The sequence below is a fragment of the Vreelandella profundi genome (genome assembly GCF_019722725.1).
Classification (GTDB): Bacteria; Pseudomonadota; Gammaproteobacteria; order Pseudomonadales; family Halomonadaceae; genus Vreelandella; species Vreelandella profundi.
The window spans coordinates 2202578-2224999 of the sequence record NZ_CP077941.1 but is presented as its reverse complement, the minus strand read 5'-3'; the positions used below and the strand labels follow the sequence as shown (position 1 = coordinate 2224999).

The window sequence follows — 22422 nt, the reverse complement described above, 5'->3', positions numbered from 1 at the left end:
GTTAAGTTTGCACGCGCTAAAGTTTGTTTACTTTTCAATTGTCGACAATTATCTATGGCAACACTGACTTCTCATTCCTCTCCCGCCGCTACTGCACCATCTAAAGCGACGGGCGAAGAGAGCACCCCTTTTGAAATCGCTGCTTCAGCAGCAACGTTGCCCGAAGTTCGCACCCTTGCCGAACGGGTATTTCACCAGCTTCAGGATGCCATTGTGCGCGGCGAGCTGGCACCAGGCAGCAAAATTACCGAGCCTGGGCTTTCGAAAACCTACGGTATCTCACGGGGGCCGCTGCGCGAGGCAATGCGGCGCTTAGAGGCACATCGTTTGATTCAGCGCGTTCCTCACGTGGGCGCACGCGTGGTTCAGCTTTCCATGAAAGAGCTTTTAGAGCTTTTTGATCTGCGCGAAGCGTTGGAAAGTATGGCCGCTCGGCTAGCCGCGGAGCATATGTCAGCCGCAGAGGTTCAGGGCTTACGTGATGTGTTGGCGCTACATGAAGGTCAAGCCGATTTGCAACGAGGCGAGGCCTATTATCAGCGTGAAGGTGACCTTGATTTTCACTACTGCATCGTTCAGGGCAGCCACAATAAAATGCTGATGAACCTGCTGTGCGATGACCTCTACTATTTAGTGCGCCTGTATCGCACCCAGTTTAGTGCCAGCGGCACCCGCCCGCAGCGCGCTTTTGTGGAACACCACCGCATTGTCGATGCTATAGAGGCAGGCGATGCGGAGCTAGCAGAGCTGCTGATGCGCCGCCATGTAAGCGCTTCTCGAGCCAATGTGGCTGACCGCTATGCAGCAGCCCTGCAACAGTCTGTATCTACATTGCAGCGTTAAAAATAGCTAATAATAACTAAACATTAACTAGGAGAAATGCCCCATGTCACAGATGACTCCCGGTGCTCGTTTCCGCGCCGCGCTTGAAGCCAATCGCCCGCTGCCCATTTTAGGCACTATCAATGCATACACCGCGCTGATGGCCGATAAAGTGGGTCACCAGGCGATTTATCTTTCCGGTGGTGGCGTTGCCAATGCCTCATTCGGCCTGCCGGACCTGGGCATGACAACCATGAACGACGTGGTCGAAGATGCTCATCGGATCTGCGGCGCCACTGAGCTGCCGCTGCTGGTAGACATCGATACGGGCTGGGGAGGCGCTTTTAATATTGCGCGCACGGTTAAAGAAATGCAGCGTGCAGGCGTTGCCGCCATTCACATGGAAGATCAGGTTGCTCAGAAGCGCTGTGGTCACCGCCCTAATAAGGCGATTGTGTCTCAGCAGGAAATGGTGGACCGCATCAAGGCCGCCGCCGATGCCAAAATTGATCCCGATTTTTATTTAATTGCTCGCACCGATGCGTTTCAAAAAGAGGGGCTGGATGCGGCTATTGAGCGCGCAAATGCCTGCATTGACGCCGGCGCTGATGCGATTTTTGCTGAGGCAGTCCACACGCTGGATGATTACAAAGCTTTCTGTGAACGCGTCAACGCACCCATTTTAGCCAATATCACTGAGTTCGGTGCCACGCCGCTATTTACTCAAAGGGAGCTGGGCGATGTTGGCTGTCGCATGGTGCTCTATCCACTTTCTGCGTTTCGCGCCATGAATGCGGCGGCGCTGCAGGTTTATCAAAGTATTCTTGATAACGGCCACCAAAAAGAGGTGGTGCCACTGATGCAGACACGCGACGAGCTGTACGATTTTCTGAATTACCACGATTTTGAGCAGAAGCTGGATGCGCTGTTCGTTGAGCAAGGCGATGGCCAATAAACGTTACTTCAGGGTAGTGACCCCAAGGTAATAGCCAACTGCGCTCACACAAAATACCTCAATAAAATTCTCAAAATAAAAGTAGCGATAGGAGACACACCATGGCTGATAAACCCGTGACAGGTGCAGGACTACGTGGTCAGAGTGCAGGCAGCACTGCGCTGTGCACGGTAGGTAAAACAGGCTCGGGCCTGACCTATCGTGGATTTGATATTAAAGAGCTGGCTGAAAAAGCCAAATTTGAAGAAGTGGCTTACCTGCTGCTAAAGGGCAAGCTGCCCAATCAAGCCGAGCTTAATGAGTACATTAGCAAGCTGAAAAGCCTGCGTGGGCTGCCTGACGCTTTGAAGACCGTGCTCGAGCAGATTCCCAAAGACGCGCATCCTATGGATGTGATGCGCACAGGTGCCTCAATGCTGGGCAATCTGGAAACCGAGGAGAGTTTTGATCAACAGCAGGATGTCTCAGACCGTTTATTAGCGGTGCTGCCCTCTATCATTTGCTACTGGTATCGCTTTTCCCACGACGGCGTGCGCATTGATACTGAAACTGACGATAACTCCGTGGGCGGTCATTTTCTCAATATGCTGCGCGGCGAACCGGCCTCTGAGCTGCATGCACGGGTAATGAACGTATCGTTGATTCTGTATGCCGAGCACGAATTTAATGCCTCTACCTTTACCGCTCGTGTGTGTGCCTCAACGCTTTCTGATATGCATTCCTGCGTGACCGGGGCGATTGGTTCGCTACGTGGCCCGCTGCATGGCGGTGCTAACGAAGCTGCAATGGCGATGATTGAGGATTGGACGTCGCCGGAAGAAGCGGAAAGCAAGATCATGAGCATGCTTGAGCGCAAGGACAAGATCATGGGCTTTGGGCACGCGATTTATCGCGAGTCTGACCCTCGCAACGCGATTATCAAGCACTGGTCGAAAAAGCTCTCTGACGATGTGGGCGATGATGTCCTGTACGCCGTTTCCGAGCGGGTCGAAGAGGTTATGTGGCGCGAGAAGAAGCTGTTCTGTAATGCTGATTTCTTTCACGCTAGTGCTTATCACTTTATGGATATTCCCACCAAGCTGTTTACGCCGATTTTCGTTATGTCGCGCGTCACAGGCTGGGCGGCCCACGTGTTTGAACAGCGCGCTAATAACCGCATTATCCGCCCCAGCGCCGATTATACCGGCCCCGAGAAGAGCGAGTGGGTGCCGATAGAAGCACGAGACTGACCTGCGTGCTGCCCGGTGGCTTAGCGACCGGGCTTTTTCAGCCCCTTCCTGTGAGCCTGCCTGCTATGAATACCGACTACCGAAAACCACTGCCTGGCACCGAGCTTGAGTTCTTTGATGCTCGCGAGGCGGTTGAAGATATCCAGCCCGGTGCCTATGCACAGCTGCCTTACACTTCCCGCGTGCTGGCTGAACAGCTGGTGCGCCGCTGCAATCCTGAGCTACTGACCGATGCGCTTAAGCAGTTGATTGAGCGTAAGAGCGACCTGGATTTTCCTTGGTATCCTGCCCGCGTGGTTTGCCACGATATTCTTGGCCAGACCGCACTGGTCGATTTAGCCGGGCTGCGCGATGCTATTGCCGAGAAAGGCGGTGATCCCGCCAAGGTGAACCCCGTTGTGCCGACCCAGCTAATTGTCGATCATTCGTTGGCGGTTGAGCACTCTGGTTCAGAAGAAGGCGCCTTCGAAAAAAATAGAGCGATTGAAGATCGTCGCAACGACGATCGCTTCCACTTTATTAACTGGACTAAGACGGCGTTTGAAAACGTCGATGTCATCCCACCCGGCAATGGCATCATGCACCAGATTAATTTGGAGAAAATGTCACCCGTGGTGCAGAACCGCGATGGCATTGCCTACCCGGATACCTGTGTGGGCACCGACAGCCACACGCCGATGGTCGATGCGCTGGGCGTGATCTCAGTGGGCGTAGGTGGGTTGGAGGCCGAAAGCGTCATGCTGGGGCGCGCATCCATGATGCGCCTGCCGGATATTGTGGGCGTTGAGCTAACCGGTAAGCTGCAGCCGGGTATAACCGGCACGGATATGGTGCTGGCAATTACCGAATTTCTGCGTAAACAGCGGGTAGTGGGGGCCTACTTAGAATTTTACGGCGAAGGGGCTGATGCGCTGACCGTGGGCGATCGCGCGACTATCTCTAACATGACGCCTGAATATGGCGCCACGGCGGCGATGTTCTACATCGACAGCCAAACCATCGACTACTTGAAGCTCACCGGGCGTGAAGATGAACAGGTGGCGCTGGTAGAAACCTATGCCAAACACACCGGCCTATGGGCAGACAGCTTAGCTGGCGTTACCTACGAGCGAGTGCTGAGCTTTGACCTTTCTTCTGTACATCGCACACTAGCGGGGCCGTCTAATCCTCACGCGCATTTACCTACCTCAGAGCTTGCTCAGCGCGGCATCGCCGTGGGGCTTGAGGCCGCACGTGAAGAAGAGAAAGCCGGCAAGATGCCTGATGGCGCGGTTATTATCGCCGCTATCACCAGTTGCACCAATACATCTAACCCGCGCAACATGGTGGCGGCAGGGTTGATTGCCCGCAACGCCAATCGACTGGGCTTATTGCGTAAGCCATGGGTGAAGTCATCGCTGGCGCCTGGTTCGAAAACGGTCAAGATGTATTTGGAAGAAGCTGGCTTGATGAGTGAGCTGGAAACGCTCGGCTTTGGGGTGGTTGCTTACGCCTGTACCACCTGCAACGGGATGTCTGGGGCGCTTGATCCGGCCATTCAGCAGGAAATTATTGATCGCGATCTTTATGCGACCGCCGTGCTTTCCGGCAACCGCAATTTCGATGGTCGTATTCATCCGCATGCCCAGCAGGCCTTTTTAGCATCACCGCCGCTGGTCGTTGCCTACGCCATTGCGGGCACAATACGTTTTGATATCGAAAAGGATGTGCTGGGTATCGACCAGGCAGGTAACTCCGTCACCTTGAAGGACATCTGGCCAGCCGATGAAGAGATCGACGCCATTGTCAAAGCCGCGGTGAAGCCTGAACAGTTCCGGCAGACCTATATCCCTATGTTTGACCTGGATAAAAGCGCCCGTACCCTGGTGAGCCCGCTTTACGACTGGCGCCCCGAGAGCACCTATATCCGCCGCCCGCCATACTGGGAGGGCAACATGGCCAAAGAGCGCACGCTTAAGGGCATGCGTCCGCTAGCTATCTTGCCGGACAATATCACCACCGATCACCTGTCGCCCTCTAACGCTATTCAGCTGAACAGCGCGGCGGGCGAGTATCTGGCCAAAATGGGCCTGCCTGAGGAAGACTTCAATTCCTATGCCACGCATCGCGGTGATCATCTAACCGCCCAGCGCGCCACGTTCGCTAACCCTAAGCTGTTTAATGAGATGGTGCGCGAGGCCGATGGCAGCGTAAAGCAAGGCTCGCTGGCACGGGTTGAGCCCGAAGGTGAGGTGACCCGCATGTGGGAAGCCATCGAAACCTATATGGCGCGCAAACAGCCGCTGATTATTATTGCCGGCGCGGATTACGGCCAGGGGTCTTCGCGGGATTGGGCGGCCAAAGGTGTCGCGCTGGCGGGCGTCGAAGCGATTGCCGCCGAAGGCTTTGAGCGTATTCACCGCACTAATTTGATTGGTATGGGCGTCATGCCTCTGGAGTTTGAAGCGGGCACCACGCGTATGACGCTGGGCCTTGATGGCACTGAAATATTTGATGTCGAAGGTTCGGCCGCGCCCGGCGCGATGCTCACGCTGGTCATTCATCGACAAAATGGTGAAAGCGAGCGTGTGGCGATGAAGTGTCGCCTAGATACCGCTGAAGAAGTGTCGATTTATACCGCCGGCGGCGTCTTACAGCGTTTTGCCCAGGACTTTCTTGAATCAACCGCCGTTTAGCTTTTAGGAGATCGCATTATGGCCAGTGCTCCACAAATAAAAATACCGGCGACCTACATGCGCGGCGGCACCAGCAAAGGCGTGTTTTTTAAGCTCTGTGATTTACCTAGCGTGGCTCAGCAAGCCGGGCCCGAACGGGACCGGCTATTGCTGCGGGTGATTGGCAGTCCCGACCCTTATGAAAAGCAGATTGATGGGATGGGGGCCGCAACGTCAAGTACCAGCAAAACGGTGATTCTATCTAAAAGTGAGTCATCCGAGCACGATGTGGATTACCTTTTTGGGCAGGTTTCAATCGACAAGCCGGTGGTTGACTGGAGCGGTAACTGCGGCAATCTCTCGGCGGCGGTAGGTCCCTTCGCGATTGCCAATGGCCTTGTGGATGCTTCACGCATTCCCGAAAACGGTTTAGCTGAGGTAAGAATTTGGCAGGTCAATATTCAGAAAACCATCGTGTCTCAGGTGCCTATTGTGAACGGGCAAGTGCAGGAAACCGGTAACTTTGAACTCGATGGCGTGACTTTCCCAGCGGCTGAAATTGCGGTGGCTTTTATGGAACCCGCTGATGGTGAAGGTGCTATTTTTCCTACGGGCAATCTTATTGACGATCTGGATGTGCCTGGCGTTGGCGCGCTGAAAGCCACGCTGATCAATGCAGGCATACCCACGGTGTTTATCAATGCGGCCGACGTTGGATATACCGGTGCCGAATTGCAGGATGTGATTAATAGCGATAGCCGCGCGCTTAAAATGTTTGAAGACATTCGTGCCCACGGCGCCGTGCGTATGGGGCTGATCAACGATGTGAGTGAAGCTGCTCATCGACAGCACACGCCGAAAGTGGCATTTGTTGGGCCGCCTGCAGATTACGTCTCATCGAGCGGAAAACCGGTGCAGGCCGCCGATATTGACTTGCTGGTGAGGGCGCTCTCTATGGGCAAGCTGCACCATGCCATGATGGGAACCGCTGCCGTGGCCATTGCGGCGGCTGCTGCCATTGAGGGCACGCTAGTTAATCTGGCCGCTGGCGGTGAAAAGCGTCAGGCGGTTACCTTTGGCCATCCTTCGGGCAGTTTGCGTGTTGGCGCTGAAGCTAATCTGGTTGAGGGACGCTGGCAGATTGATCAGGCCATTATGAGCCGGAGCGCGCGGGTACTGATGGAGGGCGTCGTGAGAATTCCCGGTGACAGCTTTTAGGCCATACTGAATAGGTGGTTATACATTAGGAGAGCACTATGTCCACTAGAGCATCCGCAACATCCGAAGCCAATGAGCGCCCGGATTATGACCCTGAACTACAGGCTATTGCCGACTACGTATTGAATTATCAGGTGGAGTCTTCTGAGGCGCTGGAAACCGCGCGTTACTGCCTGATGGACACGTTAGGCTGTGGGCTGCTGGCGCTACGCTTCCCTGAGTGCACCAAGCATCTGGGGCCCATTGTGGAAGGCACCGTGGTGCCGTTCGGATCTCGGGTGCCGGGCACCTCGCTACGCTTAGACCCGGTTAAAGCGGCGTGGGATATCGGCTGTATTATCCGCTGGCTGGACTATAACGACACTTGGCTGGCCGCCGAGTGGGGGCATCCCTCCGATAACCTTGGCGCGATACTCGCCGTTGCCGATCACCTTTCCCAGCGGCGGGTTGCTCAAGGCGAAGCACCGCTGGTAATGCGCGATGTGCTTAATGCCATGGTCATGGCCCATGAAATACAGGGCGTGCTGGCGTTAGATAATAGCTTTAATCGCGTGGGGCTAGACCACGTGGTGTTAGTAAAGGTGGCGTCTACCGCCGTAGCCGCCAAGCTTTCCGGGGCCAATCGTGAGCAGATGCTTTCAGCGCTTTCTCACGCCTGGGCCGATGGTCAAAGCCTGCGGACGTATCGTCATGCGCCGAACGCGGGTTCACGTAAAAGCTGGGCGGCCGGTGATGCTACCTCGCGAGGTGTGCGTTTGGCCGATATCGCCTTGCGGGGTGAAATGGGTATCCCCAGTGCGCTCTCGGCACCTCAGTGGGGCTTCTACGATGTGTTGTTTAGCCATGCCAATAAAGATCTGAGCTTAAAGCCAGCGGCTGAGCGACGTTTTCGGTTTCAGCGCGAATTCGGCAGCTATGTAATGGAAAACATCTTGTTCAAGATCTCTTTTCCCGCCGAGTTCCACGCCCAAACGGCGTGCGAAGCCGCCGTTGCGCTACACCCACAGGTTAAGGATCGCTTGGCCAATATTGATAAAATTGTGCTTACCACCCATGACTCGGCCATTCGAATTATTTCTAAAACCGGCGCGCTAGCGAATCCCGCGGATCGTGATCACTGCTTGCAATACATGACCGCAGTGCCGCTTATCTTTGGCTCGCTTAGCGCCGAACACTATGAAGATAGTTTTCATGCGGCGAACCCGCTGATTGATGAGCTGCGCAGTAAAATGCAGGTAAAAGAGAACCCTGAGTATTCGGCCGATTATTATGATCCGGAAAAACGCTCGATCGCTAACGCTATACAGGTTTTTTTCACCGATGGGAGCGCGACCGATAACGTTGCCGTGGAGTATCCGGTTGGGCATCGGCGTCGGCGAGAAGAGGGGATGCCGCTACTTATCGATAAGTTTAAGCGCCACCTAACGACGCGGTTTGCGCAAGATCGCTGCCATCATATTGCCCAGTTATGCAGTGACCAGGCCGCCCTGGAGCAGCTGCCCGTTCATAAGTTTATGAATGCGTGGATGATCTAAGCGCCTCTATCAATAGTTACCGGCCAATAGTGCCCGGCCAATAGCTGCCCGGCGCGTTGCGACGCGACCGGGCAGCTATTTATAAGAGCTAGTTCGTTATAGCTAATTCATCAGAACCAATTTCTCAGAGCTAATTCATCAGAATGATTGTTTTAATCTTCAAAGGTTACCTGGTCGCGCATGCTATCAACGGTCGCTGATCCAATGCCGCTCACGCGAGTAAGATCGTCAGCGCTATCAAACGCGCCGCTAGTTTGACGTTCTTCAATGATAGCCTCTGCTCTGCTTGGGCCGATCCCCGGCAGCTCTGCCAGGAGCTCAGCGTCGGCGGTGTTAACATTGATGGGGGCCAGCTGCTGCGCTAGAACGCCGCTTGAAAGCCCTAAACTGACGCTTAGCAGTAGTGCTACTAACATTCCTTTAAGTGTCATGTTCATCTTGTGATCCTTTTAATAACGGTTGCTAATAAAAATTATTGATAGATAGTGCAGGCGCTATGCCATAGAGAGCATTACCGTTGTAGACAATAAATATCATCTCGATAACCGTCGCGCCATAGTTAACTTAGCGCTATATGTTGAGTGATTATGTAAGCGATGTGTGACAGCAGTTGTAAGTTTTTAGCTACGGATATATGGCAAATGGCTTACAAACTCAGGGCGCGAGAAGAGGGGGGAGGCTGATATAATGGTTGAAAACGTATTTGGAGCAACGCTGTGGCCACTGATTCCCCAATTATTATTGCGCTAGATTATCCCTCGTTAGATGCTGCCCTGTGCATGGCTGACCAGCTAGATCCTGCCCGCTGCCGGGTGAAAGTCGGTAAAGAGCTGTTTACGCGCAGCGGGCCTGCGGTGCTTGATGCGCTGCACGGGCGAGGCTTTGAGGTGTTTTTGGATCTTAAGTTTCACGATATCCCTAACACCGTGGCGAGTGCCGTACAGGCGGCCGCAGAGCAGGGCGTATGGATGGTTAATGTGCATGCCAGCGGTGGTCGGAGGATGATGGAAGCAGCCGTTCAGCGTTTAGACCAGCATCGTTTAACGACTCATCTGATTGCCGTTACTGTATTAACCAGCATGCAAGCCGATGACTTAGCTGATGTCGGTATCAATATCTCGGTTAAGGAGCACGTCGCGCGCTTGGCGCTGCTGGCAAAGCACAGCGGCCTGCAAGGCGTTGTTTGTTCAGCGCAGGAGTCTGCTGATATTAAAGCGCTGTGCGGCGATGCCTTCTTGAAAGTGACGCCGGGCATTCGACCTACGTTTGCGTCGGCTGATGACCAGCAGCGGATTATGACGCCTAGCGCCGCTATTGAAGCAGGAAGCACGCACTTGGTGATTGGCCGTCCTATTACGCAGGCTGATGATCCTATGGCCGCGCTACATATGGTTGAAGCGGAGTTGGGGCAGCGCTAAGTCAAAGCAAGCGAATAAAAGGGTAAGGGGGAGTAGGGGCTATAAAGGCGAGATGCTATTCACCTTCTACGCCAATAATGGGCTTTATCGTTCCCCAGTAACGACAGCTGGGGCATTGCCACTGGAGTGCGTCACTCGCAAGGCCACAGCGCTGACAGCGGTGGCGCGTGCGGTTCAGAAGCAGCGCATCGGTATGATGCTTAAGCAACAGCAGGCGAGTGTCAGGGGTTTCTTTGCCGCTTTGTCGCTGGCTTTCAATATACAGGTCGATTAAGTAGTCCAGGCCGCCTAGGCTAGGCACGGCACGTAGGTGCTCACCGATTAGCGCAATGGCTTTGTCGACGCCGTCACGCTGATGAACGAGCTCCCCCAGGGCAATGATAATACTGGTGTAAGGCGCTTGCTCAAGGAGGCGAAACAAGTGTGCTTCATAACCCGCTTCGTCATCTTGGCGTAAGTAGGCGCGCTTAAGCGCCGGCAACATAGTGGGTATGTGGGCGGTTTCCTGATGCACGATACAATCCAATCGCTCAATGGCGCGGCCACAGTGGCCGTTATCCATCTCTAAGTTGGCCAGTAGCAGGGTAGCGCGAACGCAGTTTTCGTCCAGTTGAAGCGCTTTTTTGAGGTGCTTTTTCGCCATCGCACGGCTGGCTTCACTAATTTCTTTGAGCGCTAGCTCACATAGCCAATGGGCTGCGGGCCGCCGCATTGCCGGACGCTGTTTGAGTATGGGCTGAATAACCTCTAACGCCTCTTGCCATGCTTGTTCACGCTCTAATAGATCGATGAGCAGCTGTTTAGCGGCATAGCGGTGGCTATCGTCGGTGCTATTTTCCAGCAGAATATTAAGCAGGCGTTGGGCGCGGTCATGGACACCGAGTGCCATGAAGTCGCGGGCAAGCTCTAGCTGGATCTGTTCGTTGGTATGCTGAGGCAGCTCTGGGCGGGCTAACAAGTTCTGGTGAATGCTTACCGCTTTGTCGGCTTCGCCGCGGGCGCGAAATAATTTGCCTAGGGCAATGTGCGTATCTACAGTGTCGCTGTTCACCGTCAGCACGTTGATGAACGTATTGATTGCCTCGTCGGGCTGCTCATTAAGCAGATAGTTGAGCCCGACGAAATAATCTCGCGATAAGGCCTGCGAAGGCGGCGCGGACGACAGATGCTGCTGCCGGCGACGTGTAGCCTGCCGGTAACCTAACCCGTAACCGATGGCAATAGCGGTCAGTAATACGCCTAACAGCGCAGTATCCAGCATTTATGCCAGTTCCTTGAACTCCTGGGTACGCAGGCTATCGAGTTCCTTACGCTGCTGCTTATTATGCCGCTGGCTGCGTGCTAGTGTTGCTTTCAACCGCACGTAAACACCTAGCATCGCGAGCATGCCTAGCAGAACGCCAAAGACTAATGTCGCTAGCAGCCAGACCGAAAGCGATACTGCCGGTAGCTCTAGCCAAATTAGATTCAAGGCAATCGTTTGCTGATTATTGACGGCAAATAAGATGCCTACCAGCACAACTGCCAGTAAAATGACGGCTAAAATCAGCCCTTTTATCCAACGCATGAGAGTTCCCTAGTCTGTTACATTCACGGTAGCTCTATTGTGTACGACTGAAGGCCCGGCGTCATCCCAGATTCGGCCGAGTAGCGCAATAACTGATCGCTAGTAGCCAAGAGCGCGGCTAGCGTCGACCTGCTCACGCAGCTCTTTGCCCGGCTTAAAGTGCGGCACGTACTTGCCTTCTAAATCAACGGCATCGCCTGTTTTGGGATTGCGTCCGACGCGTGGCTCCCGGTAGTGCAGCGAAAAACTGCCGAACCCACGGATCTCAACGCGACCGCCACTTGCGAGTGAGTCGGTCATATCGTCTAGGATAATACGCACCGCCGTTTCAACATCTTTGGCGGATAATTCCGGCTGACGCATCGCGATTTGTTCGATTAATTCAGATTTAGTCATCGGTTAGCTCCCTGCGAACATTGAAGGCCGTGACGCGCTCCCGACCTCACTAACATCAAATTCAGCATACTGCGCTATTGAATATAAAACAATTCAGATAAAACAAGGTTCTAGACTCATTAGCAGCATAGGCGAAGTGTGGCGCTGGCGCGACCCTGCAGCTTAGGTATACTGGCTTTTCATTTTTTTGAACGGAGAGGCTGACGTTGAGCGACGACACATCCCCAGCAGCTGTACGGCGCAAGCGACTTTATTGGCACTCCCGACGCGGTATGTGGGAGCTTGATTTGCTGCTAATTCCATTTCTTGAGCAACGTTTTGATCAGCTTAGTGATGAGGATAAGTTGGCCTATGAGCAATTAATTGAAGGTGAAGACCAGGATCTGTTTGTCTGGCTCATGCATCGAGAGTGGCCTGAAGAAGCCAGTCAGCGCCGAATTGTACAAATGATTGTTGAACATGCTGAAACCACCGATAACTCTGCCTATCGCACCCTCTAGCTATTGGTTGTCAGCTCAATGCTGCCTTTTTATTGGTGTGGCGGCGCTGAGCTATTGGGTCGGCGGTACGTTAGTGCTGATGCTGGTGAGTGCGCTAGGAGGTATTGCCCTCTGGCGTGCTTACACTCAAGCCCCGAAAGGATTGCTTTGCCTGAGCTCAACGGGGTCGTCATGTCATGGCCGCTGGCTGCTGCCGTTTGATCCAGAGCCGCCAATGAATAGCCGTCCATCACTGGGCGATGAGTATCAAGTGCGCTGCGACTATTTGGGGCCTTGGTTGATCGGCCTTTATGTTGGTAAGCAGCGGATTTGGCTCTGGCCGGACAGTGCGCCGCCTGAGCGCTTGCGTGAAGTAAGGCGGCTATTTCATCGACCTGGGCGCTAAGTGCATGCTTGAAAGCATTGAAGCGGTGGCGTTAGGCTGGTGATTAGGCCAGTCGGTCGTAAAATGCAGGCCGCGTGATTCATGCCGCTGCTGGGCAGCCAGTACCGTTAACGTGGCTAGCTGCAGCGCCTGCGTCAGGCGACGGCCCTCTGGATTGGCGTGGATGCCTTCTAATCCTTCCGCGCTGTTTAACAGCGCCTTGAGTTGCTCCATCGCCGTTTTTAATCCGGCTTCGCTGCGCACAATGCACACATGCTGACTCATCACTCGGCGCATTTCTTGACGGATGTTGGACAGAGCCGATTGAGAAATAGCCCCAGCCACAGGCTGAGCGGGAGGATGGAGCTCATCACTGGGTAAGTCTTTCTCTTGTTTTGGCGCGCAGGCCAATAGCGCTCGTGCGCAGCTCCTGGCAAACACCAGACACTCCAGAAGCGAGTTGCTTGCCATTCGGTTAGCGCCATGCAGGCCTGTGCACGCTGTTTCACCAATGGCGTAAAGGCTAGCAACGCTGGTAGCGCCTTGTAGGTTGGTGGCGATGCCACCGCAGCTATAGTGGGCGGCAGGCACTACGGGAATGGCTTGCTGGGTAATATCAATGCCCCGAGTGATGCAGTGAGCCTGAATAGTCGGGAAGTGGTGGCGAATCACCTCGGCGCCTAGGTGACGAATATCCAGCCAAACGTGACCGAGTGTACCGCGCTGTATCTCCGCATCAATAGCCCGGGCGACGACATCACGAGGCGCAAGCTCGGCGCGTTGATCTAGCGCTAGCATAAAGCGTTGGCCGGCTTCATCGAGCAGGTATCCGCCTTCGCCTCGCACTGCCTCGCTGATCAAAAAAGCGGGCCCTTCTGGGTCAAATAGGCAGGTCGGATGAAACTGCTGAAATTCCAAGTTCATTAGCTGAGCGCCTAGCTCGGCGGCCATCATCATGCCTTCGCCGCTGCTAGGGGTTGGCGTTGTGGTGTGTTGATAAAGCCCGCTAGCACCGCCAGTGGCGATAACGGTATGGCGTGCCGTGATCGAGTGCCACTGTTGGTTGAGGTCACTGCCATAGGCGCCTCGACACGTGCCGCTGTCATCTTGTAGCAAGCCAACGATTGTTAGGTCATTGCGCTGTATAATCTGAGGATGCTTGGCGACTTTATCTAATAGCGTCTCTACTACGGCGCGCCCAGTGGCGTCATCAGCATGGATGATGCGTCGGGCGTTGTGACCACCCTCACGAGTCAGATGATACGGGTAGCGTGCGTTAGGGTCGGTCTCAGGCGTAAAAGGAACGCCGTTATCGATCAGCCACTGAATGGCAGAGGGGCCGTTGGCGACGGTAAAACGGACGGCTTCTGTATCGCACAGGCCATCTCCAGCAATCAGCGTGTCGTTAATATGTGCTTCGAGGTTATCGTCAGGCGAAAGAACCGCGGCAATACCACCCTGTGCCCAGCGGCTGGCTCCTTGGTCGTCTTGAGCGGGGCGCACGAGTATTACTGACAGGTGGTCAGCGATGTCGAGAGCAAGCGTTAGTCCGGCAACGCCGCCGCCAATGATCAGTACGTCGGGTATTGGCGTGCTCATAATGCCCGCTCCTTATTGTTGGCTGAAACGGCGTTAGTCGCGTGCCTGCCAGATATCTGTGCACGGTCGACATTAAGGCGAACGAAAGGCGAGCATCATAGCGTGGCAATGACTGAATGACGATATTGTGAACGCAAAATAGGCCCTGCAAGCTTTCGCCTGGGGCAATAAGAATAGCTAACTCAATAGAAAGGAGGACAGCCAATGGCTGTAGATAAATGAAGAATCAAACAAAAGAAATGGTGCCCGGAGCCGGACTTGAACCGGCACGGGGTTTCCCCCGAGAGATTTTAAGTCTCATTGATAGAAGCTCATTATGTGTCAGTGCTTATTAAAAACAAATAGTTAGGTTCGAAAAGTGATCACTGAATGGCAGTGTGGCACAGTAAAGTGGACATTTTGTGGTCATTTCCTCAATACGGTTCGTCATAGCCTAAAAGGTGGGCATTGGCTTTAAGGCTTTGTTTAAGGGAGTGGCGTATCTGGGCACCTACAGACCGTTCTTTTAAATCGGCTAGGCGCTTAACTTCATCGTAAAGCGAGGGCTCAATCATCATAGAAATAGTGCGTTTCTTTTCTTTAGATGTTGGCTTAGAAGGCGGTTGCTCTAACGGTTCATGGGAGCTGGAGGTCGCTGTAGTTTGCCTTAGGGTGCTCGAATCAGGTGGGGTGGAAGGCTGGTCGGACGACTGCGAGGACGATTCTGAAAGCTTTTGCTGACGAATCGAAAGCAAGAAATCAGTTAGGCCTTTTTCCGTATGGGTTGCGACCGACGGTAATAGTAGCATCTGACCGCCAACCGACCAGCGTTCCCAGAATACGTTATCACTTACACTTCCGAAGCGCACGCACTCGTAATACAGACCAAACTGTTTCCAGCCAGGGCCATTGTTCATTGCTTCAAGAAGGTTTCTCCAGCCTTCAGGTTTTCCTTTCTTAAGGTAAGTCGAAAGCCGCCGCCTTTGCTCTTTATCCAGAGAGTAAGCCATTTCTAAGCCCTATAGTTTATATATAGAAACAAAATAGCTTCATGGCCTAAGAAGGTCAATAATTCTATGCAGTTTCTATTGCGTAACTATATAGGTTTTATGATAGGCTACCTATATAGGTCATGCTGTACTGTGCATCAGTGACGAGTTACAGCGGGTTTGATTGTTATTCTGGGAGACGTGTTACATGGAGGGTCTCAACCGATGGGAGTAAGCAAACAAGAGGATGGAAGCTGGTTGGCTGATTTCAGAGGAAACGGCAGAGGGTCTAGGCGTTTCAGAAAGAAATTTAAGACCAAGGCTGAAGCGCTTAGGTACGAGAATCACATCAAAGCTAAGGTGGTTCAAGCCCCTGACTGGGAACCGCCTAAAAAAGATGCCCGCAAACTCTCGGACTTAGTTGAGCGCTGGTATCAGGTTCATGGAAAGCACAACACTGATGGGCAGTCGCGCAAACAGCGCTTAATGAAGCTCTGTGAGCTTTCTGGTGACCCACTGGCAGATGAGCTAGATCAAGAGTGGTTTACGCGACTTAGAGAGGCTAGGAGCGAATCTGTTTCGGCAAATACGATGAATCATGACAGGGCATACTTGAATGCCTTGTTCAACGAATTGGCAAGAGCAGGGGAGTGGGACAAGCCTAACCCTGTTAGGCAAAGCAGAAAGCTCAAATATGATAACCGTGAGTTGAGGTACCTTTCTAAAGAGGAAGTTAAGCGCTTGCTTGAAGAGTTGGGGGCATCAAGGAATGGTTCAGCCTTGTTAATTACCAAAGTATGTCTAGCAACGGGTGCGCGGTGGACTGAAGCTGAAACGTTACGAAGGGAGAATATTAAAAACGGCTTAGCATCATTTTGGAGCACGAAAAATGGTAAGCCACGACACATCCCTATAAGCCAAGAGCTTGAAGCTGAGATACTTGCTGCTGGTGGCCCGGGAAGGCTATTCAAAGGAAGCTATGAGGCTTTCAAAAATGCGATTGATAGAGCGGGCATTGCTCTGCCAAAGGGGCAGGTGACACATGTGCTTAGGCATACTTTTGCCAGTCATTTCATTATGCAAGGCGGCAGTATCTTGACCTTGCAGCGCATCTTAGATCATTCAACCATTACCATGACAATGAGATATGCACATTTAGCGCCGGATCACCTCGAAGAGGCCAAAAAGCTGAATGTTCTGGAGGTTATCAAATGACGCCTGAGCAGCATTTTAGAGACGTTTCCGCACGCATTGGGGCAGCGCCGGGAATAGTTGAGTTGGGGGTTTTACCCAGGCACTTGAATATTCAGATGCTAGAAAGCCTGCACGCTGAGTATGGCAGGGTAATTGAGCGACTAAAGGGCTCCAATGTTGTTTCTCTGCCTTCTCGGCATCCCCGCTCACTCGGGCTCCAGGATCCAGAGTGATTAACCACGTCGTCAGCTCGCCGCAGTCGCATTGGATTCGGCCATGCTTATGGGGCCGCGTCAACCCGTGCTGCGCAGAGTATGACGCTACCCCATAAGCATGGCGTTGATCAGGTGCGACCGACGGCGATAGGTGACGGAGTGGTTAAAACCAATGTTTACCAGGGCCGCGATGGGGAGTAAGGGGATTGAGCAAGGAATGAGACCGCGACGAAAAGAGGGGATGCCGCAAGTCTGTTGTTTGTCATGCATTCGCTTCGCTCACCACCATTCAAAGTAATCAGAGCACACAGAGAAATTCCCAGGTGTGGACACTTTGTGGACATCGAGCATTTGCTTCAAGAAGGGGTAAGTCAGATATGGTATCTAACTTATTGAAAATAATGGTGCCCGGAGCCGGACTTGAACCGGCACGGGGTTTCCCCCGAGAGATTTTAAGTCTCTTGCGTCTACCGATTTCGCCATCCGGGCAAATCATCGCAATGTTGTTTCAAAGTTATTTTCAAAAAGTTCTTTGAAAAATTATGCTTTGAAAAAGCATCACTACACGAGAAATATGGAGGCTGGAGTCGGAATCGAACCGGCGTACACGGAGTTGCAGTCCGCTGCATAACCACTCTGCCATCCAGCCTCAAGAGTCATTGGAGCGGGAAAGGAGATTCGAACTCCCGACCCTCGCCTTGGCAAGGCGATGCTCTACCACTGAGCTATTCCCGCTCGACTCGATGGCGAATTATACGGATCACCGGCGAGTTGTCAATCAATGAATTAAGCTGCGATCCTTATTTATTTATCAGCAGCTTACATGGAGCGGCTAGTTACATCGAACGGCTAAGATGCGGCCAGGCGGCTTTCAAGTACTGAATCATTGACCAGAGCGTTAGGGCGGCGGCGACATACACTACGACAACGCCTACCAGCGCAAGCGGGTGCGCTGGCGGGAAGGCTAGCAAGATGAGCAAGGAGACCATTTGCAGCGTTGTTTTGAGTTTGCCAACCCATGAAACGGCCACCATGCCACGCTTGCCCATTTCCGCCATCCATTCTCGCAGCGCTGAAATAACGATTTCACGGCCGATAATGACGAGCGCGGGAAGCGTTAGCACTAAGGTGTCGTAGCGCTCAATTAATAGCGCCAGAGCCACCACGACCATAAGTTTGTCGGCCACGGGGTCCAAAAAAGCGCCAAACGGCGTTGACTGATTCCAGCGACGCGCTAAATAGCCGTCTAGCCAGTCAGTAATCGAGGCTAGGCCAAATAGCCCCGCTGCCACGGGCATGCTCCAGCTAAACGGGAGATAAAACAGCACCACGAGCAGCGGGATGAAGGCGATTCTCGCCAAGGTCAGTATGTTGGGTATATTCATCGCAGGAAGCGATCCTTGCTGGAAATCATAGGATTCGAAATGTTTGGAGTCATTCTATCCCCCTTAGCCGATAGCATCCATGCTAACAGGGTGTTTATCCGTTTAACGCCCGGTAAATACTTTCGGCGAGTGCCGCATTGATACCCGGTACGCGTATAAGTTCATCACGGCTGGCTTTTTGTACGCCTTGAAGGCCGCCAAAAAAGCGTAATAGCTCGCGTCTGCGTTTAGGCCCAACGCCTGGAATGTCTTGTAGGGTAGACGTGCGTCTTGCTTTGTCGCGCTGAGCGCGATGCCCGGCAATCGCAAAGCGATGTGACTCATCCCGAATGTGCTGTATTAGGTGCAGCGCCGGTGAAGAAGGGTCTAGGTCGAGTGGATTGTCAGCTGTTTCTAAGAATAGGCTTTCAAGCCCCGCCTTCCGCGTCGTGCCTTTGGCAACGCCAAGAAGAATGATATTGGTGATATCTAACGCTTTAAACACGCCACGCGCCATGTTGAGCTGACCTTTGCCGCCATCGACAATCACAATGTCGGGCGCCACCGCTTCACCACTTTTAACCCGCTTGAGGCGGCGTGTCAGCGCCTGCTGCATAGCAGCGTAGTCATCGCCGGCGGCGACTCCTTCAATGCGGAAATGCCGATAGTCGCTTTTACGCGGCCCCTGGTGATCAAAGACAACGCAGGAAGCAACGGTGGCTTCGCCATGGCTATGGCTAATATCAAAGCATTCGAGGCGCTGGGGTATTTCGTCGAGCCCCAGCGCTTTCTGTAAGGAGCTAAAACGTTGGGTCAGCTGGGTTTGATTGGCAAGATGCGATGCCAGCTGCTGCTCAGCGTTAGTGATAGCAAGCTGCTGCCACTGGGCACGGTGGCCGCGCACCTGGCTAGTCACACGAATGCGCTTGCCCGCCTGCTGGGTCAGCGCTTCGGCAATCAGGTCGCTGTCCTCTAGCGGGTGGCTGGTGATGACTTCGCTGGGCACGTTATGCGGCTGACCAAAATAATATTGGCTTACGACTTCAGTAAGCAGTGTCTCAATTGGCAGGTCTAAATCGTTTTTCGGCGTGTGATGGCGCGCGCCCAGCAATCGGCCATCGCGAACGCTGAGTACAGAAACGCCCAGCGCACCGGGGCGCGTGGCAAGGGCGAAAATATCCGCATCGCCGCCGCCGGTATCGACAAACTGGCGCTGTTGCAGCTGGCGCAGCTGCTGTACCTGGTCGCGAAGGCGCGCGGCTTCCTCAAAATTTAGCGCTTTGCTGGCTGCTTCCATCGCCGCTACCAGCTCTTGAGTCACATTTTCACTTTTACCTTCTAGACACATCACCGCATGTTCAAGGTCGCGTCGGTAATCCTCTGCTGAAATATAGTCAACGCAAGGCGCGCTGCAGCGCTGGATTTGATACTGCAGGCATGGCCGTGAACGGTGCGCGAAGACGCTGTCTTCGCAGTTGCGGATATGAAATATTTTTTGCATCAACGAAAGGCTTTCACGCACGGCGCCGCTACTAGGGTAGGGGCCTAAGTAGCGGCCATCGTCGCGGCGTTGACGCGCGCGCTTATACTCTAGCGCTGGGTAAGCATGACGGTCGGTGACAAATACGAAGGGATACGATTTATCGTCACGCAGCAAAATATTGTACGGCGGACGCAGCTGTTTGATCAGCGTCTGTTCGAGTAGCAGAGCCTCTGTTTCAGTGCGCGTAACGGTGACTTGGACGTCGGCAATGCGGCCAACCATTGCCTGGGTTTTGGTGTTCAACTGACCACGGAAATAACTGGATAGGCGGGCCTTGAGGCGTTTGGCCTTGCCGACATAGAGCGTATTACTTTGTTCATCGAGCATGCGATAAACCCCGGGGGAGGTGCTTACGGAGCTCAAGAACTGTTTTGAATCAAAGGTCATATCAGCGTGTCGGTACCCGATTACAGCGGACGGAAGGTGGGGTTATATTTGGGTGGCGTCAAACCCCTCGACCAGCCCATGCCGAAGCGCTAAATGGGTTAGCTCAACGTCAGAGGCAACCTGTAGTTTATCAAAGAGTCGGTAGCGATAGGTGTTTACTGTTTTAGGACTTAAATGCAGGCGGTCAGAAATATCTTGCACCCGCTGGCAATTAACAATCATGAGGGCAATCTGTAGCTCACGATGGGAGAGGTGGCTAAACGGATTGTCTTCATTGGTGAAATGCGAAAGAGCTAAGCGCTGGGCAATTTCCTGGCTGACGTAACGGCCGCCATGAAACACTTGGCGTATGGCCTCGGTCATTTCTAGCGCACCGGCGCCTTTGCTTAAAAACCCTGATGCACCGGCTTCGAGCATGCGTCGTAGTACGCTGTCTTCCATGTGCGCCGTTAAGATGAGAACTTTAACGTCTTTCATCGTGCGGCGAATGCGTCGCGTCGCTTCCAGCCCGCCAATTCCCGGCATACGAATATCCATCAGCACGATGTCAGGCTTCAATTGGCGGGACTGAGTTACCGCGCTTTCACCGTCGTCGACCTCGCCCACAATTTTAATGTCGGACTCTTCATTTAGCAGGTGGGCGATGCTAGTTCTAACGAGATGATGATCATCGGCGATAAGGACACTGATCAATGGACAGGCTCCTGCATGGAAACATCTTGGGCTCAGGCGTTGGCCTTGTACGCTCTCTATCGTATTAACTGCATATAGAGTGCCACAGCTAACGACAAAGGAGAATTAGATAAAAGCAGGTGATTCAAAAACTTGACTGAGATAAATGTTCATCGTAGTATCCGCCTCGCTGCAGATACGCGCAGTAAGTGGGGCCTTAGCTCAGCTGGGAGAGCGCAACACTGGCAGTGTTGAGGTCAGCGGTTCGATCCCGCTAGGCTCCACCATTATATTAAAAGTTAACGATCATCGATAAAAAAGCCTCGCGGTTTAAGCGAGGCTTTTTTTTGGCTTAATTTCAGCGGCTAAGCTGCAATTTTGCCTAGCAGCAAAAACTCGATAAGCGCTTTTTGCGCGTGTAAGCGGTTGCCTGCTTCTTGCCAAACGACCGAGCGCGGGTCATCGAGTAGAGTGAGGCTAATTTCTTCGCCGCGATGCGCCGGCAGGCAGTGCAAGAACAGCACGTCCTGGCGGGCGGCATCAAGCATCGCTTCGGTGACTTGAAAACCTGCGAAGTCTGCTTCGCGTTTAGCCTGCTCTTCTTCCTGACCCATCGAGGCCCAGACGTCGGTGGTGATTAAGTCAGCGTCTTTGACCGCTGCCTGGGGGTCGTGCAGCATGCTAACGTGATCGCCGGCGGCCGCCATTATGTCAGCGCGCGGCTCGTAGCCTTTCGGGCAGCATACGCGCAGATGAAAGCCGAACTGGCGGGCCGCATTGATCCATGAATGGCACATGTTATTGCCATCGCCAATCCATACTGCAGTGCGGCCCTTAACGCTGCCGCGTAGCTCGGTCCAGGTCATTACGTCAGCGAGTAGCTGGCAAGGGTGATAGTCATCGCTTAGCGCGTTAATGACCGGCACGCTGCTAGCGCTGGCATAGGTTTCCAGCCCTGCGTGTGAAAACGTGCGGATCATCACCGCATCGACCATCTCAGACAGCACGCGAGCGGTGTCTTCAATCGGTTCGCCTCGGCCTAACTGCGTATCGCGGGGAGAGAGAAAGAGCGCGTGGCCACCAAACTGCGCCATTCCTGTTTCAAACGACACCCGCGTGCGCGTTGATGATTTTTCAAAGATCATCGCCAGAGTGCGGTTGGATAATGGTGTATAAACAGGGCCTTGGGCCTTAAGATTGGTCTTAATCGTAATGGCGCGTTGGATTAAATAGTCCAGCTCATCCGGGGACAAATCTAGCAAGGTCAGGAAATGGCGTGTCGCCATGGGGGCTTCTCTCCGCGTAAAAACACTATCCTAGCGATGCGGCAGGGGATGCGCAACGCGTACGGCATGCGTAGAATGATGCCCACACGTTAAAGCCTAGCGTTCCACTCGGGCATTAGTGAGTGAGCACGGGCTATTTTTATGCGAGGAAAATTGTATGAGCACGACTGCCGAAAACATTCAGCGCCAAATTAGCGAAAACCCGATCCTTATTTACATGAAAGGGTCGCCGCAGCTGCCTCAGTGCGGTTTTTCTGCCCAGACGATTCAAGCGCTAATGAGCTGTGGCGAGCGTTTTGCGTTCGTTAATATCCTGGATAATCCGGATATTCGCGCCGAGCTGCCGAAAATTGCGAACTGGCCGACGTTCCCCCAGCTGTGGGTTGAAGGTGAACTCGTAGGCGGCTGTGACATCGTGGTAGAAATGCATCAAAACGGCGAATTAGAAAAGCTAGTAAAAGCCGCTGCTCAGCGCGCTGGTGCGGTAGAAGGCGGCGACAACGCTTAAGCAATACCCTCTCGAAGGAAAAACAGCT

At 53.4% G+C, this 22422-nt stretch carries 21 protein-coding genes and 4 tRNA genes; 12 read left to right on the top strand and 13 right to left on the bottom strand.

What is annotated here, in order from left to right:
* Window positions 1-54: 54 nt before the first annotated feature.
* The 6 genes from KUO20_RS10255 to KUO20_RS10230 all read left to right on the top strand — a co-directional run bounded on the left by KUO20_RS10255 (window position 55) and on the right by KUO20_RS10230 (window position 8413).
* Window positions 55-843 (top strand): GntR family transcriptional regulator, encoded by a 789-nt coding sequence (locus KUO20_RS10255; protein WP_235039775.1) that lies wholly within the window; start codon window positions 55-57, stop codon window positions 841-843.
* Between the two features lie 43 nt (window positions 844-886).
* A complete protein-coding gene (prpB, locus tag KUO20_RS10250) occupies window positions 887-1777 on the top strand; it encodes a methylisocitrate lyase (RefSeq protein WP_235039774.1) in 891 nt (296 codons plus the stop codon).
* Between the two features lie 101 nt (window positions 1778-1878).
* Window positions 1879-3006, top strand: a complete 1128-nt coding sequence (gene prpC, locus KUO20_RS10245; RefSeq protein ID WP_235039773.1) for a bifunctional 2-methylcitrate synthase/citrate synthase — start codon at window positions 1879-1881, stop codon at window positions 3004-3006.
* A gap of 65 nt (window positions 3007-3071) precedes the next feature.
* Window positions 3072-5681 (top strand): Fe/S-dependent 2-methylisocitrate dehydratase AcnD, encoded by a 2610-nt coding sequence (gene acnD / locus KUO20_RS10240; protein WP_235039772.1) that lies wholly within the window; start codon window positions 3072-3074, stop codon window positions 5679-5681.
* An 18-nt stretch (window positions 5682-5699) separates the two neighbouring features.
* Window positions 5700-6878: a 2-methylaconitate cis-trans isomerase PrpF gene (gene prpF, locus KUO20_RS10235; RefSeq protein WP_235039771.1), complete on the top strand. Its 1179-nt coding sequence runs from the start codon at window positions 5700-5702 to the stop codon at window positions 6876-6878.
* A 38-nt stretch (window positions 6879-6916) separates the two neighbouring features.
* Complete coding sequence (locus tag KUO20_RS10230; RefSeq protein WP_235039770.1) at window positions 6917-8413, top strand: bifunctional 2-methylcitrate dehydratase/aconitate hydratase; 1497 nt, start codon at window positions 6917-6919, stop codon at window positions 8411-8413.
* Window positions 8414-8565: 152 nt separating this feature from the next.
* Here the strand turns inward: KUO20_RS10230 and KUO20_RS10225 are convergent, their stop codons facing one another.
* Window positions 8566-8850: a ComEA family DNA-binding protein gene (locus KUO20_RS10225; protein ID WP_235039769.1), complete on the bottom strand. Its 285-nt coding sequence runs from the start codon at window positions 8848-8850 to the stop codon at window positions 8566-8568.
* 279 nt (window positions 8851-9129) lie between these two features.
* Between KUO20_RS10225 and pyrF the strand changes: the two genes are divergently transcribed.
* Window positions 9130-9831: an orotidine-5'-phosphate decarboxylase gene (gene pyrF, locus KUO20_RS10220; protein WP_235039768.1), complete on the top strand. Its 702-nt coding sequence runs from the start codon at window positions 9130-9132 to the stop codon at window positions 9829-9831.
* Window positions 9832-9886: 55 nt separating this feature from the next.
* Here pyrF and lapB read toward each other — a convergent pair whose 3' ends face one another.
* From lapB to KUO20_RS10205, 3 genes are all read right to left on the bottom strand, one after another.
* A complete protein-coding gene (gene lapB, locus KUO20_RS10215; RefSeq protein ID WP_235039767.1) occupies window positions 9887-11092 on the bottom strand; it encodes a lipopolysaccharide assembly protein LapB in 1206 nt (401 codons plus the stop codon).
* Entirely contained in the window at window positions 11093-11398 is a 306-nt protein-coding gene (locus KUO20_RS10210; RefSeq protein ID WP_096279160.1) for a LapA family protein, read from the bottom strand.
* Window positions 11399-11497: 99 nt separating this feature from the next.
* A complete protein-coding gene (locus KUO20_RS10205) occupies window positions 11498-11794 on the bottom strand; it encodes an integration host factor subunit beta (RefSeq protein WP_008959540.1) in 297 nt (98 codons plus the stop codon).
* 206 nt (window positions 11795-12000) lie between these two features.
* Here KUO20_RS10205 and KUO20_RS10200 point away from each other — a divergent pair, with 206 nt between their 5' ends.
* Together KUO20_RS10200 and KUO20_RS10195 are read left to right on the top strand one after the other, a co-directional pair.
* Entirely contained in the window at window positions 12001-12294 is a 294-nt protein-coding gene (locus tag KUO20_RS10200) for an FAD assembly factor SdhE (RefSeq protein ID WP_235039766.1), read from the top strand.
* Entirely contained in the window at window positions 12254-12679 is a 426-nt protein-coding gene (locus KUO20_RS10195; RefSeq protein WP_235039765.1) for a hypothetical protein, read from the top strand. The genes KUO20_RS10200 and KUO20_RS10195 overlap by 41 nt, the downstream gene beginning before the upstream one ends.
* On the opposite strand, the gene nadB is transcribed toward KUO20_RS10195, so the two are convergent.
* Together nadB and KUO20_RS10185 are read right to left on the bottom strand one after the other, a co-directional pair.
* Window positions 12656-14257: an L-aspartate oxidase gene (gene nadB, locus KUO20_RS10190; RefSeq protein ID WP_235039764.1), complete on the bottom strand. Its 1602-nt coding sequence runs from the start codon at window positions 14255-14257 to the stop codon at window positions 12656-12658. The genes KUO20_RS10195 and nadB overlap by 24 nt on opposite strands.
* A 413-nt stretch (window positions 14258-14670) precedes the next feature.
* Window positions 14671-15246: a hypothetical protein gene (locus KUO20_RS10185; RefSeq protein ID WP_235039763.1), complete on the bottom strand. Its 576-nt coding sequence runs from the start codon at window positions 15244-15246 to the stop codon at window positions 14671-14673.
* 204 nt (window positions 15247-15450) lie between these two features.
* On the opposite strand from KUO20_RS10185, the gene KUO20_RS10180 reads away from it, so the two are divergent.
* Window positions 15451-16440 carry a phage integrase gene (locus KUO20_RS10180; protein ID WP_235039762.1) on the top strand — a complete coding sequence of 330 codons (990 nt, stop codon included), beginning with the start codon at window positions 15451-15453 and terminating at the stop codon, window positions 16438-16440.
* Between the two features lie 596 nt (window positions 16441-17036).
* Here KUO20_RS10180 and KUO20_RS10175 read toward each other — a convergent pair.
* The 6 genes from KUO20_RS10175 to uvrY form a co-directional block, all read right to left on the bottom strand.
* Window positions 17037-17123: transfer RNA gene (locus tag KUO20_RS10175), tRNA-Leu, on the bottom strand.
* Window positions 17124-17209: 86 nt separating this feature from the next.
* A tRNA-Cys gene (locus KUO20_RS10170) sits at window positions 17210-17283 on the bottom strand.
* A gap of 11 nt (window positions 17284-17294) precedes the next feature.
* Window positions 17295-17369: transfer RNA gene (locus KUO20_RS10165), tRNA-Gly, on the bottom strand.
* A 101-nt stretch (window positions 17370-17470) separates the two neighbouring features.
* Window positions 17471-18019, bottom strand: coding sequence for a CDP-diacylglycerol--glycerol-3-phosphate 3-phosphatidyltransferase (gene pgsA / locus KUO20_RS10160; RefSeq protein ID WP_235039761.1), 549 nt, complete (start codon window positions 18017-18019; stop codon window positions 17471-17473).
* 94 nt (window positions 18020-18113) lie between these two features.
* On the bottom strand, window positions 18114-19928 hold the full coding sequence (gene uvrC, locus KUO20_RS10155; RefSeq protein ID WP_235039760.1) for an excinuclease ABC subunit UvrC: 1815 nt from the start codon (window positions 19926-19928) through the stop codon (window positions 18114-18116).
* Between the two features lie 42 nt (window positions 19929-19970).
* Entirely contained in the window at window positions 19971-20621 is a 651-nt protein-coding gene (gene uvrY / locus KUO20_RS10150; RefSeq protein ID WP_235039759.1) for a UvrY/SirA/GacA family response regulator transcription factor, read from the bottom strand.
* A gap of 190 nt (window positions 20622-20811) precedes the next feature.
* On the opposite strand from uvrY, the gene KUO20_RS10145 reads away from it, so the two are divergent.
* Window positions 20812-20887, top strand: a tRNA-Ala gene (locus KUO20_RS10145).
* A gap of 78 nt (window positions 20888-20965) precedes the next feature.
* Here KUO20_RS10145 and argF read toward each other — a convergent pair.
* Complete coding sequence (argF, locus tag KUO20_RS10140; RefSeq protein ID WP_235039758.1) at window positions 20966-21886, bottom strand: ornithine carbamoyltransferase; 921 nt, start codon at window positions 21884-21886, stop codon at window positions 20966-20968.
* A 157-nt stretch (window positions 21887-22043) separates the two neighbouring features.
* On the opposite strand from argF, the gene grxD reads away from it, so the two are divergent.
* Entirely contained in the window at window positions 22044-22394 is a 351-nt protein-coding gene (gene grxD, locus KUO20_RS10135; RefSeq protein WP_235039757.1) for a Grx4 family monothiol glutaredoxin, read from the top strand.
* Window positions 22395-22422 lie beyond the last annotated feature (28 nt).

What these genes read in the sequence shown, in the direction of transcription:
- KUO20_RS10185 (WP_235039763.1), bottom strand. Translation starts at nt 15,246, where the DNA reads ATGGCTTACTCTCTGGATAAAGAGCAAAGGCGGCGGCTTTCGACTTAC.
- KUO20_RS10195 (WP_235039765.1), top strand. Translation starts at nt 12,254, where the DNA reads ATGCTGAAACCACCGATAACTCTGCCTATCGCACCCTCTAGCTATTGG.
- KUO20_RS10230 (WP_235039770.1), top strand. Translation starts at nt 6,917, where the DNA reads ATGTCCACTAGAGCATCCGCAACATCCGAAGCCAATGAGCGCCCGGAT.
- nadB (WP_235039764.1), bottom strand. Translation starts at nt 14,257, where the DNA reads ATGAGCACGCCAATACCCGACGTACTGATCATTGGCGGCGGCGTTGCC.
- prpC (WP_235039773.1), top strand. Translation starts at nt 1,879, where the DNA reads ATGGCTGATAAACCCGTGACAGGTGCAGGACTACGTGGTCAGAGTGCA.
- grxD (WP_235039757.1), top strand. Translation starts at nt 22,044, where the DNA reads ATGAGCACGACTGCCGAAAACATTCAGCGCCAAATTAGCGAAAACCCG.
- KUO20_RS10205 (WP_008959540.1), bottom strand. Translation starts at nt 11,794, where the DNA reads ATGACTAAATCTGAATTAATCGAACAAATCGCGATGCGTCAGCCGGAA.
- argF (WP_235039758.1), bottom strand. Translation starts at nt 21,886, where the DNA reads ATGGCGACACGCCATTTCCTGACCTTGCTAGATTTGTCCCCGGATGAG.
- KUO20_RS10180 (WP_235039762.1), top strand. Translation starts at nt 15,451, where the DNA reads ATGGGAGTAAGCAAACAAGAGGATGGAAGCTGGTTGGCTGATTTCAGA.
- pgsA (WP_235039761.1), bottom strand. Translation starts at nt 18,019, where the DNA reads ATGAATATACCCAACATACTGACCTTGGCGAGAATCGCCTTCATCCCG.
- KUO20_RS10225 (WP_235039769.1), bottom strand. Translation starts at nt 8,850, where the DNA reads ATGAACATGACACTTAAAGGAATGTTAGTAGCACTACTGCTAAGCGTC.
- uvrC (WP_235039760.1), bottom strand. Translation starts at nt 19,928, where the DNA reads ATGACCTTTGATTCAAAACAGTTCTTGAGCTCCGTAAGCACCTCCCCC.
- lapB (WP_235039767.1), bottom strand. Translation starts at nt 11,092, where the DNA reads ATGCTGGATACTGCGCTGTTAGGCGTATTACTGACCGCTATTGCCATC.
- KUO20_RS10255 (WP_235039775.1), top strand. Translation starts at nt 55, where the DNA reads ATGGCAACACTGACTTCTCATTCCTCTCCCGCCGCTACTGCACCATCT.
- prpF (WP_235039771.1), top strand. Translation starts at nt 5,700, where the DNA reads ATGGCCAGTGCTCCACAAATAAAAATACCGGCGACCTACATGCGCGGC.
- acnD (WP_235039772.1), top strand. Translation starts at nt 3,072, where the DNA reads ATGAATACCGACTACCGAAAACCACTGCCTGGCACCGAGCTTGAGTTC.
- prpB (WP_235039774.1), top strand. Translation starts at nt 887, where the DNA reads ATGTCACAGATGACTCCCGGTGCTCGTTTCCGCGCCGCGCTTGAAGCC.
- KUO20_RS10210 (WP_096279160.1), bottom strand. Translation starts at nt 11,398, where the DNA reads ATGCGTTGGATAAAAGGGCTGATTTTAGCCGTCATTTTACTGGCAGTT.